This window comes from Falsochrobactrum ovis (genome assembly GCF_003259955.1).
Taxonomy (GTDB): Bacteria; Pseudomonadota; Alphaproteobacteria; order Rhizobiales; family Rhizobiaceae; genus Brucella; species Brucella ovis_A.
In genome coordinates, this window is record NZ_QLMK01000001.1 from 204,539 (window position 1) to 217,510 (window position 12,972).

A 12,972-nucleotide genomic window follows, 5' to 3' on the forward strand; every position below is an offset into this window, starting at 1 on the left:
CATGCGCTTTGTTTTGGCAGCTGCCGCAAAGTCACTGATTAAGATACAAGACCAAGAAGCGAGAAGCGCCTTTGGGCATTTTGCGTGAGCGTGAAGCAGCTTACCGTCAGAATGCGTAAGACCAAAGGATGGGCGCGACAGGGATTTAGATAATGAGCGATCTTGAACAACTCGAACAACAGATTCTTGGCGATATCGCCCGAGCCTCTGATGAGCAGGCCATTGAAGCAGTGCGCGTTGCCGCCTTGGGTAAAAAGGGCACCATCTCTGAAAAGCTTAAAACGCTTGGTTCCATGACACCAGAAGAGCGCCAGGCAAACGGGCCTGCGATCAATGGTCTGAAAAATCGCATCATGCAAGCTCTCACAACCCGCAAGACAGAACTGCATCGCCAAGCCGTTGCGGCACGACTGGAGCGTGAGAAACTTGATGTTACCCTGCCAGTGCGCGAAAGCGCTGCATCGCGCGGTCGCATTCATCCGATCTCGCAGGTCATTGACGAAATCACTGCTATTTTTGCGGATATGGGCTTCTCAATTGCCGAAGGTCCGGATGTAGAAACCGATTATTACAATTTCACCGCGCTTAACTTCCCTGAAGGCCATCCGGCGCGCGAGATGCATGACACATTTTTCTTCAACCCGGATGAAAATGGCGAGCGCAAGCTGCTGCGCACCCATACGTCTCCGGTGCAGGTGCATACGATGGAGAAATTCGCTGCCATCCGTGACAAGGAAGGCCGCGACGAGCCGATTCGTATCGTTATTCCTGGCAAGACTTATCGCATGGATTCTGATGCCACCCACTCGCCAATGTTCCATCAGGTGGAGGGGTTGGTTGTCGATAAATCGGCTAATGTCGCCAATATGAAATGGGTGCTGGAAGAATTCTGCAAAGCTTTCTTCGAAGTGCCATCCGTGACAATGCGCATGCGCCCAAGTTTCTTCCCCTTCACTGAACCATCGGTGGAAGTGGATATTCAATGCGACCGTTCCGGCCCGCACGTTAAATTCGGCGAGGGCAATGACTGGCTTGAAATTCTGGGCTGCGGCATGGTGCATCCAAATGTGTTGCGCATGTCAGGCTATGACCCAGAAATCTATCAGGGCTTTGCCTGGGGCATGGGTATCGACCGTATCGCCATGCTCAAATATGGCATGCCCGACCTGCGCGCTTTCTTCGATGCTGATGTGCGCTGGATCAATCATTATGGTTTTCGTCCGCTCGATATTCCAACGCTTTTCGGCGGCTTGAGCGCTTAAGACAGGAAGGACAAGACAAATGAAATTCACGCTTTCCTGGCTCAAAGATCACCTTGAAACCGACGCGACACTGGAACAAATCGTCGACAAGCTGACCGATATTGGCCTTGAGGTCGAATCGGTCGATGATCGCGCCGCTTTCAAAGCTTTCAAAATTGCCAAAGTTTTGACCGCAACCCAGCATCCTGATGCGGATAAATTGCGTGTTTTGAGCGTTGATGCTGGCGACGGCAAACCACTGCAAATCGTTTGCGGTGCACCCAATGCGCGTGCAGGTATGGTGGGTGTATTGGGCCTTCCCGGTGATTATGTTCCCGGCTTAGATGTAACGCTTTCGGTTGGAAAAATCCGTGGTGTTGAAAGCTTTGGCATGATGTGCTCGGAACGCGAGCTGGAGCTTTCAGACGAGCATGATGGCATTATTGACCTGCCAAAAGATGCGCCGGTCGGCGCAAGCTTTGCCAGCTATGCCGGTCTGGATGATCCGGTCATTGAAATCGGCCTAACGCCAAACCGCGCCGATTGCACCGGCATTCGCGGCATTGCCCGCGATCTTGCAGCCGCAGGTCTTGGGACTTTGAAAAACACCTTGCCAGAAGCAATCAAAGGTGAAGGTGAAACACCGGTAAAAGTCATTCTTGATCAGGACGAAGGGAACCCTTTCTGTACCGGCTTTGCACTTCGCATGGTCAAGGGCGTTAAAAACGGACCCAGTCCGAAATGGATGCAGCAACGCTTGAAAGCAATTGGCCTGCGCCCAATCAATGCGCTGGTTGATATCACCAACTATGTGACCTTCGATCAGGGTCGCCCGCTGCACGTGTTTGACGCAGCTAAGGTCAAGGGTAACCTTACCGTTCGTTCAGCTAAAGATGGTGAAACCATTTTGGCGCTCGACCAGCGCGAATATAAGCTGAAATCAGGCATGTATATCATTGCCGATGAAAACGGTCCTGAATCGATTGCCGGCATCATGGGCGGCGAACATTCAGGCTGTGATGAAAACACCACCGATGTGCTTATCGAATCAGCTTTGTGGGATCCGCGCATGATTGCGCGCACTGGCCGCGAATTAGGGATAGTGACCGATGCGCGCTACCGGTTTGAGCGCGGTGTTGATCCGGATATGATGGTTCCTGGTGCCGAAATTGCCACCAAACTGGTGCTGGAACTTTGCGGTGGTACACCAACCGAGCTTGATGTGGTCGGTTATCAGCCATACGAGCCGCGTATTGTTGATTTCCCCATTTCGGAAGTAAAGCGCCTCACTGGGCTTGAGGTTTCCTATGAGGAATCGGCGGATATTCTCAAGCGTCTTGGCTTTGGCGTTGAAGGCGACGGCCAAACCATCAAAGCAACTGTTCCAAGCTGGCGCGGTGATGTGGAAGGCAAGGCTGATCTTGTTGAAGAAGTCATGCGAATTCATGGCATTAACCAGATCGAGCCTCAGCCATTGCCAAACCGCGGCGCGGTCAATGGGCGGATTCTGACCACTTTGCAGATCCGCACGCGCCAAGCGCGTCGTATGCTGGCATCGCGTGGCATGTTGGAAGCGGTCACCTATTCCTTCATTTCCGAAGCTCAGGCCAAAATCTTTGGCGGAGGCAAGCCAGAACTCAAGCTCGCTAATCCGATCGCAGCCGATATGTCGGATATGCGCCCGTCGCTTTTGCCCGGCTTGCTGACAGCAGCGCAGCGCAATGCAGATCGCGGCTTTGGCGATATTGCACTGTTTGAGGTGTCGGGCATTTACGAAGGCGATAGACCTGAACAACAGCGTCGCGTCGCAGGCGGTATCCGTCGCGGCACCGCAACTGTTGACGGTTCGGGCCGTTTCTGGTCTGGCAATGCTGCTCCAGTTGGCGTGTTCGATGCCAAAGCCGATGCCTTAGCAGCTCTTGAGGCGGCAGGCGCTCCGGTTGATCGTATTCAAATCGAAGCGAACGCACCTTCCTGGTACCATCCGGGGCGTTCCGGTACGCTCAAGCTCGGCCCAAAGGTGATATTGGGCACTTTTGGCGAGTTTCACCCCGACACGCTCGAACAGCTGGATGTTTCTGGCAGCCTTTGCGGGTTTGAGGTCTATCTTGATGCAATTCCAGAACCAAAGGCGAAAGCCACCCGCACTAAGCCCGCTTTGAGCTTGTCGCAATTCCAAAGCCTCAAGCGCGATTTCGCCTTTGTGGTGGATGCAGAGGTGGAAGCTGGCAGTGTCCTGCGTGCGGTTACCTCAGCAGATAAGAAACTGATCGCAGGCGTGCAGGTTTTCGACGTCTTTACCGGTTCATCACTTGGTGAAGGCAAAAAATCCATCGCAGTTGAAGTGCTCTTACAACCCCAAGATCGCACTTTGACCGACGAGGATCTGGAAGCGCTAGCTAGCCGCGTTATCGCCAATGTTGCTAAACAGACAGGTGGCGTTCTTCGCGGATAAATGAGTTAAAAAGCCCGCCCATGGCGGGCTTTTGTTTACGATAATCGTTAAAAACGGGAGGAAGTGCATGTTTCGGTGGGGAATTCTTTCAACAGCCAAAATTGGTGTCACACAGGTTATTCCGGCGCTTTGCGCGTCTGAAAACGGCGTAGTGCATGCGATTGCAAGCCGTGATCACGCCCGGGCGCGTGCGGTGGCAGATCGCTTTGGCGCGCCTTTGGCTTTTGGTTCTTATGAAGAATTATTGGCCAGCGACGAGGTCGATGGTGTTTATATCCCGCTGCCAACCTCGCAGCATATTGAATGGACCTTGAAGGCTGCTCAGGCTGGTAAACATGTGCTGTGCGAAAAGCCTATTGCGCTAAAAGCAGAGGATATAGATCAGCTGATAAAGGCGCGCGATCAACATAAGGTTGTGATTTCGGAAGCCTTCATGGTCTATTACCACCCGCAATGGATCAAGCTGCGTGAGTTGATCGCCCAAGGCGCAATCGGCACGCTGCGCCATGTGCAGGGGGTGTTTTCCTATTTCAATGTCGATCCGGACAATATGCGCAACAGGCCGGATCTTGGCGGCGGTGTTCTGCCGGATATTGGGGTCTATCCGACTGTTGTCACGCGTATGGTGACCGGCAAGGAACCCATATCGGTGCTGGCTCAGGTGGAATATGACCCGAAATTTGGCACTGATCATTATGCCAATGTTTCGGCACGATTTGATGGATTTGATCTGAGTTTTTATGTCGCAACACAACTTGCTGGCCGTCAAACCATGGTTTTCCATGGGGACAAGGGCTATATCGAAGTGCATGCGCCGTTTAACACCGGCAAATATGGACATGGACGCATCACGCTCCACGATGTGGGTCACATGCAGCTCACCGAATGGTCTTTTAGCGATACAAACCACTATCAGCTACAGGCCGAAAGCTTTGTTCGCGCCGTAGAAGGAGAGGCCGTGGAACTGTTTACGCTGGAAAACTCTCGCGCCAATCAGAAGTTTATCGACGCGATCTATCGCGCCGGTCAAAATGGTGGTTTTACGGCTGTTTAAACCGACCTGTAAGCATTACTGGGCAAAATTCTTCATTTGTCCGGTAGCTTATAGCACCTTGTGACTTGCAGTGAAAAACTGCCTTTCTTATATACGCCTCGCACGAGGCTTTGATGACAGGCTCGGCGGACCAGTTTTTGGTCCCCGTACCGCAACCTTGAAGCAAGCATTGTGAAACCGATAGGAGCCGCCTTGGAAACGCTCGGTAGAGGTTAGGGCGGTTTGCTGAATGGAGAGAAATATGGCTAAAGTTATTGGTATTGATCTGGGAACGACCAACTCCTGCGTCGCCGTTATGGACGGTCAGAACGCGAAGGTCATTGAGAATGCTGAAGGTGCGCGCACGACGCCATCTATCATCGCTTTTAGTGAAGGTGACGAACGTCTCGCTGGTCAGCCTGCGAAGCGTCAGGCTGTCACCAACCCTGAAGGCACGCTATTTGCTGTCAAGCGTCTGATTGGCCGCCGCTTTGATGATCCAATGGTCACCAAAGACAAGGATCTTGTTCCTTACAAGATCGTAAAGGGCGACAATGGTGATGCTTGGGTAGAAGTTCACGGCAAGAAATATTCCCCATCACAGATTTCGGCGATGATCCTTCAGAAGATGAAGGAAACCGCAGAATCATATCTGGGTGAAACTGTTACCCAGGCCGTTATCACGGTTCCTGCTTACTTTAATGATGCTCAGCGTCAGGCAACCAAAGATGCCGGTCGTATCGCTGGTCTCGAAGTTCTGCGCATTATCAACGAACCAACGGCAGCAGCGCTCGCCTATGGTCTCGATAAGAGCGAAGGCAAGACCATTGCAGTCTATGACCTTGGCGGTGGTACATTTGACGTTTCGATCCTCGAAATCGGTGATGGCGTCTTTGAAGTGAAGTCGACCAATGGTGACACTTTCCTTGGCGGTGAAGACTTCGACATGCGTCTGGTCGAATATCTTGTTACCGAGTTCAAGAAGGAACAGGGCATCGATCTGAAAAACGATAAGCTTGCTCTGCAGCGCCTCAAAGAAGCTGCTGAAAAGGCCAAGATCGAACTGTCTTCTGCACAGCAGACCGAAATCAACCTGCCGTTCATCACCGCAGATCAGACTGGTCCAAAGCACCTTGCAATCAAATTGTCGCGTGCCAAGTTTGAAAGCCTCGTCGATGATTTCGTTCAGCGCACGATTGAGCCATGTAAAGCAGCTCTCAAGGACGCTGGCCTGAAGGCTGGTGAAATTGATGAAGTGGTGCTGGTCGGCGGTATGACCCGTATGCCTAAGATCCAGGAAGTGGTTAAAGCCTTCTTTGGTCGTGAACCGCATAAGGGCGTCAACCCGGACGAAGTTGTTGCTATGGGTGCCGCAATTCAGGGTGGCGTATTGCAGGGCGACGTCAAGGACGTTCTCTTGCTCGACGTAACTCCGCTTTCACTCGGCATTGAAACGCTTGGTGGCGTATTCACCCGTCTGATTGATCGCAACACCACGATCCCGACCAAGAAATCGCAGACTTTCTCGACCGCTGAAGACAATCAGTCGGCTGTGACAATCCGCGTTTTCCAAGGTGAGCGCGAAATGGCGGCTGACAACAAGCTGCTCGGCCAGTTCGACCTCGTTGGTATTCCACCCGCACCACGCGGCGTTCCGCAGATCGAAGTGACATTTGACATCGACGCCAACGGTATTGTTAATGTGTCTGCTAAGGACAAAGGCACCGGCAAAGAACACCAGATCCGCATTCAGGCATCCGGTGGTCTTTCGGATGCTGACATTGAACAAATGGTCAAGGATGCCGAAGCCAATGCGGAAGCTGATAAAAAGCGCCGCGAAGCTGTCGAAGCCAAGAACCAGGGCGAAAGCCTCGTACATTCATCCGAAAAGTCGCTGGCTGAATATGGCGACAAGGTTTCGGCTGAAGACAAGAAGGCAATTGAGGATGCAATTGCAGCCCTCAAGACCTCGCTTGAAGGTGACGATGCTGATGACATCAAAGCCAAAACACAGGCTCTTGCTGAAGCTTCAATGAAGCTTGGTCAGGCAATGTATGAGGCAGCACAGGCTTCAGAAGAAGCAGGTGCCGAAGGCAGCGAGCAGGCTTCGCCAAACGACGATGTTGTCGATGCCGATTACGAAGAAATCGACGACGATAAAAAGAAGTCGTAAGCCTTGTCCGTAAAGCTCAAGCCCGGGGTAATTCCCGGGCTTCTGCGGCCTTTCGGGACGGTTGAACCGGACGGACAAAAAGATACAGTCCAGCAGTATCGCCTTAGGCATATGCTGCAACAGTCAGGACCGTGGAACCGCGACCCGGTATGGGGCGATCCAGCCGTCGGGATAACGAACTGATGAAAATCGACTATTATGAAGCTCTGGGTGTAGAAAGAACAGCAGACGAAAAAACGCTGAAATCGGCGTTTCGCAAGCTGGCTATGCAATATCACCCAGACCGCAATCCGAATGATCCGGAAGCGGAACGCAAATTCAAGGAAATCGGCGAAGCTTATGAGACGCTGAAAGACCCGCAAAAACGCGCAGCCTATGATCGCTTTGGCCATGCAGCTTTTGAAAATGGCGGCATGGGCGGCGGATTTGGCGCTGGCGGCTTTGGTGGTGCTGGCGGATTTGCCGATATTTTCGAAGATATTTTTGGCGAGATGATGGGTGGCGGTCGCCGCCGCTCCGGTGGCCGCGAACGTGGCGCAGATCTGCGCTACAATATGGAAGTCACCCTTGAGGAAGCGTTTACCGGTAAGGCCGCTCAAATCCGCGTGCCCACATCCATCACCTGTGATGAATGCACAGGGTCAGGCGCCAAGCCCGGTTCACAGCCGACAACCTGTACCACTTGTGGTGGTATTGGCCGTGTCCGCGCCTCGCAAGGCTTTTTCTCGGTGGAGCGTACCTGCCCAACCTGTAATGGTCGGGGAGAGATCATCAAGGATCCTTGCGAAAAATGTCACGGTCAGGGCCGTGTTACGCAGGAGCGCACGCTTTCTGTCAATATTCCGGCGGGAATTGAAGATGGAACCCGTATCCGTCTGGCAGGCGAGGGCGAAGCGGGATCGCGCGGCGGACCATCGGGAGATCTTTATATCTTCCTTTCCATCAAGCCGCATGAATTCTTTCAGCGCGATGGCGCCGACCTTTATTGCAAAGTGCCGATCTCAATGACAACTGCCGCACTGGGCGGTCAATTCGAGGTTTCGACACTTGATGGCACTCAGACCCGGGTGAAAGTTCCGGAAGGGACGCAAAATGCCCGCCAGTTCCGTCTGAGGGGCAAGGGCATGCCAGTGCTGCGTCAATCAGCTTTTGGTGATCTCTATATCCAAATCGATATTGAGACACCGCAAAATCTCTCCAAACGACAGCGCGAGCTGCTTGAGGAGTTCGAAGCGCTCTCTTCCAAAGAGAATAGCCCCAAATCTGCGGGTTTCTTCGCTCGGATGAAAGATTTTTTTGAAGGTATCGGCGATTAAAGGGGGAGCCGAAAGGCTTCCCCTTTGCTTTTGCTTCTTTCTGTCTTGCTTCGAGCCCTAAACGCGGCATAGAGTTGTTTAATAACGACAAAGGGAGCGTAGAGAATGGCAGGACTGCTCGCCAAAAAATTGGCCGCGAAATTCGATGAAGAAATCCGTTTTTTCAAAGGTTGGATCGATGGGCCAAAGGCTGTAGGTGCAATTTTACCAACCAGTTCTGTTACCGCACGGCGAATGGCGAGCGTTATAGACACTGAATCAGGATTGCCGGTGCTGGAATTGGGGCCGGGAACCGGCGTCATTACAAAAGCCATTCTCAATCACGGCGTAAAACCCGCCGATCTCTATTCGATTGAATATTCTCAAGATTTTACCGATCACCTGCGCAGAAATTTTCCTGATGTGAACATTCTTCAAGGTGATGCATTCGATATTGATACGGCACTGGGCGACAAAGCGCATTTGCAATTTGATAGCATTATTTCCGCTGTTCCCATGCTTAATTTTCCGGTGGACCGTCGCGTCTGGCTGGTTGAAAATCTGCTGGCCCGGATGCCACAAGGGCGGCCGTTAATTCAAATCACCTATGGCCCAAGACCACCGGTTCCCGCAGGCAAGGGTAATTACGCTGTGCAACATTTTGAATTTGTCGTCCGCAATGTCCCGCCAGCGCAACTTTGGATCTATCGCAGCGTGCAGGTCTGATTAAGACTTTCTGATATGAGCGCGCGGCAGACGAACCACTAATTCCCACTATATCCGCCGAAATACCTATTTATTTTTTGAATAAGAATATCTGGGCATCTTTCGTCGGCCAGCCTGTTATGCGAAAAGAGAAAACTTTGTGATTTAAAGCGCCTTCCGCTCCGCGGTGGTGTCGCTCTGCGGTTGAGAGATATTCATGATAACGACAGAATTGCGCGATCGTCTGATCGTCGGCCTCGACGTGCCCACCATCGCTGATGCGGAAAAACTGGTTGAGCAACTTGGCGATACAGTTTCGTTTTACAAAATCGGCTATCAGCTTGTCTTTGCAGGCGGGCTGGATTTTGCACGGCAACTGATTGAGGCTAAGAAAAAAGTCTTTCTCGATATGAAGCTGCTTGATATTGACAACACCATCGCTAAGGGCGTGGAAAATGTCGCTAAAATGGGCGTTTCTATGTTGACCCTGCACGCATATCCCAAAGCAATGCGCGCGGCAGTGGAGGCCGCCGCCGGCTCAGAGCTTTGCCTGCTGGGAGTAACGGTTCTTACCTCCATGGATGACGCTGATCTGCGCGAGGCAGGTTACCTTGATACGCCAGAGAAACTGGTACTTAAGCGCGGGCAACAAGCACGCGATGCAGGCATGGGCGGTATCGTGGCATCGGCTGTGGAAGCATCAGCCATTCGCCAGACAATTGGCAATGAAATGGCAGTGGTAACACCCGGTATTCGCCCTGCTGGTGCGGAAAAAGGTGATCAGAAGCGGGTTATGACACCCGCAGACGCTTTGAAAGCTGGTGCAAGCCATCTTGTGGTGGCGCGCCCAATCGTGGCAGCATCGGATTGCAAGGCGGCAGCGCAAGCAATTCTTGCAGAAATGCAATCTGCCTGACAGTCAGAAACGGAGGAAATATGACAAAAGCCTATTGGATCGCACGGGTCGATGTTCGCGATGCGGAGCGCTATAAGGATTACGTCTCAACAGCCAAGCCCGCCTTTGAGCGGTTCGGCGCAAAATTCATCGCTCGGGGCGGCGCCGCCGAAGCTGTGGAAGGGCAAGGCCGGGCGCGTAATGTAATTATCGAGTTCGAATCCATGCAACACGCGCTCGACTGCTATAATTCTGACGAATATCAGGCTGCAAAAGCCATACGCCAGACCGTAGCAGATGGTGAGATTGTCATTGTTGAAGGCATCTAAATCCGCATAATGAGATAGTATACGCCCTGCGAGGTTTTCACCGGGGCGTTTTCATCCGGATCGGACCGACCGGATGCAGTTTGTTTTACGTAATCCTGTTACACTCCATGCGGAATATGTTCTAAGTTTCGGAAAATCCGAATCGCGAGGAAAGCATGGCTCTTAAAGTTGCGGTCCAGATGGACCATATCAGCACCGTCAATATTGCGGGCGACACCTCATTTGCACTTTCACTTGAAGCACAAAAGCGCGGATACGAGCTTTATCACTACACCCCAGATCGCCTTTCAATGCGCGATGGTGTTGTAACCGCAAAGATTGAGCAAATGCAGGTCCGCGACATTGAGGGTGATCATTATACCCTTGGCGAGCCTGTGCGCCGCGATCTATCCGAGATGGATGTGGTCCTGATAAGGCAGGATCCGCCATTCGACATGAATTACATCACCAATACCCATATGTTGGAACGTATCCAGCCAAAAACACTTGTGGTGAATGATCCTGCCTGGGTACGTAACAGCCCAGAAAAGATTTTTGTGACCGAATTTGCCGATCTGATGCCCGAAACACTGATCACGAAAGATCCGCAGGAAGTCCTCGATTTCCGCCGCGAATTTGGCGATATCATCCTGAAGCCGCTTTATGGCAATGGCGGCGCAGGCGTGTTTCATCTCGCCGATGGCGATCGCAATCTCACCTCATTGCTCGAAATGTTCGAGCAGCTTTTCCGTGAGCCTTTCATCGCCCAACGCTATTTAAAAGATGTTCGGGCGGGCGATAAGCGTATTATCTTGATTGATGGTGAACCGGTGGGTGCGATCAATCGTGTACCATCGGAAACCGATGCGCGTTCCAATATGCATGTCGGCGGACGGGCCGAGCCAACCAAATTGACAGCGCGTGAACGCGAAATTTGTGACCGCATTGGACCTTCGCTGAGAGAGCGCGGCTTCATTCTGGTGGGCATTGATGTGATCGGTGATTATATGACCGAAATCAATGTGACCTCTCCCACCGGAATTCGTGAGATCGAGCGTTTTGATGGAACCAATGTCGCAGCCCTGTTCTGGGATGCGGTCGAAGCCAAACGGCAATAACGCGACAACGCGACGCTCTTTCGCGCATCTATCCAAAGATAGTTTTCAGCATTCCCGGTTATTTTCGGGAATGCGTTATTTTGTTCTGGGATCGTTCTTGCTTGTCTGCCCATTAAATGGTTATTATCGGTGGGTGTAGAGAGCATTTCTCACTTTTGAGATGTGCTGCGTGGCAAGCGGGGGCTCATGGTCGCGCGGGTTGGAACAGTTGCCTTTCAGGGCATAGAAGCGGTGCTGGTTGACGTACAAGTCATGGTGGCGCCGGGGAAAATGGGCATGTCGATTGTCGGTCTGCCCGATAAAGCCGTGGCTGAAAGCCGGGAACGGGTACAGGCGGCGCTTCACGCATCTGGACTTTCCATGCCCGCCAAGCGTGTGACGGTAAATCTTGCACCGGCTGATCTGCCTAAGGAAGGTTCGCATTACGATCTTCCAATTGCGGTAGGGCTGATGGCTGCGATGGGCGCCATTCCGGCTGACGCAATTCAATCCTATCTTGTGCTTGGTGAATTATCGCTGGATGGGTCTATTACTGCGGTAGCAGGCGTATTACCGGCGGCAATTGGCGCCAATAGGCAAGAAAAGGGATTGATCTGTCCACATGCTTGCGGACCAGAAGCGGCATGGGCAGGCGCAAATATCGATATAATTGCGCCACGCAGCCTGATTGCGTTGGCCAATCATTTCAAAGGCACCCAAGTCCTGACCCCGCCAGAACCTTCCAGAAAAACAGTGAACGACACGCTGCTGGACCTTGCGGAAATCAAAGGACAGGAAACCGCCAAACGCGCACTCGAAATTGCTGCTGCCGGAAATCACAATCTACTGCTGGTAGGTCCACCCGGATCGGGCAAATCAATGCTCGCCCAAAGGCTGCCCTCAATCCTTCCTCCGCTTACACCCCGTGAATTGCTGGATGTATCGATGATTGCTTCGATTGCGGGTGAATTATCGGGCGGTAAACTATCGGATACGCGCCCATTCCGAGCACCGCACCATTCAGCTTCCATGGCGGCAATGGTGGGGGGCGGATTGCGTGCGCGACCAGGCGAAGTGTCTCTTGCCCATAATGGGGTTTTGTTTCTTGATGAATTTCCCGAATTTTCGCCCCAGGTTTTAGATTCTCTGCGCCAGCCGATTGAGACAGGCGAATGTATGATCGCCCGGGTTAATCACCGCACAACTTATCCCGCGCGTTTTCAACTCATCGCTGCCATGAATCCCTGTCGATGTGGCTTGGCCGGAGAGCCGGGCCATAGTTGTGCACGGGGACCGCGCTGCCAAAGCGATTATCAAGCGCGAATTTCTGGCCCTTTATTGGACAGAATTGATCTTAGAGTTGATATGCCTGCGATTTCGGCGATGGACCTGATCAAGCCAGCTGCATCGGAAAAAAGCGAGAGCGTCGCAAAACGCGTGGCACGTGCGCGTGCTATTCAATCGGCCCGGTATGAAGCACTCGGCCTCGATTCTTCCATGACCAATGCACAATGTGCGGCCAATCTGATTGAGGAAGTCGCCCGGCCCGATGCGGATGGTTTAAGACTATTGCAGGACGCCAGCGAACGGATGCGCTTTTCTGCACGCGCCTATCATCGCATTTTAAAAGTGGCGCGAACGCTTGCTGATCTGGATGGAGCAGAAAAAGTTGGCCGCCTTCACCTTGCCAGCGCTATTTCCTATCGCAATGGCGCAGATCGTTTAATCGTCTCAGCTTAAATTTAAGGTTTGACTCAAGCTTTAAACTTC

General features: G+C 52.4%; 10 protein-coding genes. All 10 read left to right on the plus strand.

Annotated features, from left to right (window positions below; translation table 11 throughout):
- Window positions 1-152 precede the first annotated feature (152 nt).
- Window positions 153-1,262 (plus strand): phenylalanine--tRNA ligase subunit alpha, encoded by a 1,110-nt coding sequence (gene pheS, locus C7374_RS00985; protein WP_111573746.1) that lies wholly within the window; start codon window positions 153-155, stop codon window positions 1,260-1,262.
- Between the two features lie 19 nt (window positions 1,263-1,281).
- Window positions 1,282-3,696: a phenylalanine--tRNA ligase subunit beta gene (pheT, locus tag C7374_RS00990; RefSeq protein ID WP_111573747.1), complete on the plus strand. Its 2,415-nt coding sequence runs from the start codon at window positions 1,282-1,284 to the stop codon at window positions 3,694-3,696.
- Window positions 3,697-3,763: 67 nt separating this feature from the next.
- Entirely contained in the window at window positions 3,764-4,750 is a 987-nt protein-coding gene (locus tag C7374_RS00995) for a Gfo/Idh/MocA family protein (RefSeq protein WP_111573748.1), read from the plus strand.
- 241 nt (window positions 4,751-4,991) lie between these two features.
- A complete protein-coding gene (dnaK, locus tag C7374_RS01000; protein WP_111573749.1) occupies window positions 4,992-6,902 on the plus strand; it encodes a molecular chaperone DnaK in 1,911 nt (636 codons plus the stop codon).
- Window positions 6,903-7,084: 182 nt separating this feature from the next.
- Window positions 7,085-8,218, plus strand: coding sequence for a molecular chaperone DnaJ (dnaJ, locus tag C7374_RS01005; protein ID WP_111573750.1), 1,134 nt, complete (start codon window positions 7,085-7,087; stop codon window positions 8,216-8,218).
- Window positions 8,219-8,323: 105 nt separating this feature from the next.
- On the plus strand, window positions 8,324-8,923 hold the full coding sequence (pmtA, locus tag C7374_RS01010; RefSeq protein ID WP_111573751.1) for a phospholipid N-methyltransferase PmtA: 600 nt from the start codon (window positions 8,324-8,326) through the stop codon (window positions 8,921-8,923).
- A 199-nt stretch (window positions 8,924-9,122) separates the two neighbouring features.
- The gene (gene pyrF, locus C7374_RS01015) at window positions 9,123-9,818 is read left to right on the plus strand and encodes an orotidine-5'-phosphate decarboxylase (RefSeq protein WP_210205060.1); all 696 of its coding nucleotides are present in this window, start codon (window positions 9,123-9,125) and stop codon (window positions 9,816-9,818) included.
- Between the two features lie 20 nt (window positions 9,819-9,838).
- Window positions 9,839-10,126 carry a DUF1330 domain-containing protein gene (locus tag C7374_RS01020; RefSeq protein WP_111573753.1) on the plus strand — a complete coding sequence of 96 codons (288 nt, stop codon included), beginning with the start codon at window positions 9,839-9,841 and terminating at the stop codon, window positions 10,124-10,126.
- A 155-nt stretch (window positions 10,127-10,281) separates the two neighbouring features.
- A complete protein-coding gene (gene gshB, locus C7374_RS01025) occupies window positions 10,282-11,223 on the plus strand; it encodes a glutathione synthase (RefSeq protein ID WP_111573754.1) in 942 nt (313 codons plus the stop codon).
- A 186-nt stretch (window positions 11,224-11,409) separates the two neighbouring features.
- A complete protein-coding gene (locus C7374_RS01030; protein WP_111573755.1) occupies window positions 11,410-12,942 on the plus strand; it encodes a YifB family Mg chelatase-like AAA ATPase in 1,533 nt (510 codons plus the stop codon).
- Window positions 12,943-12,972 lie beyond the last annotated feature (30 nt).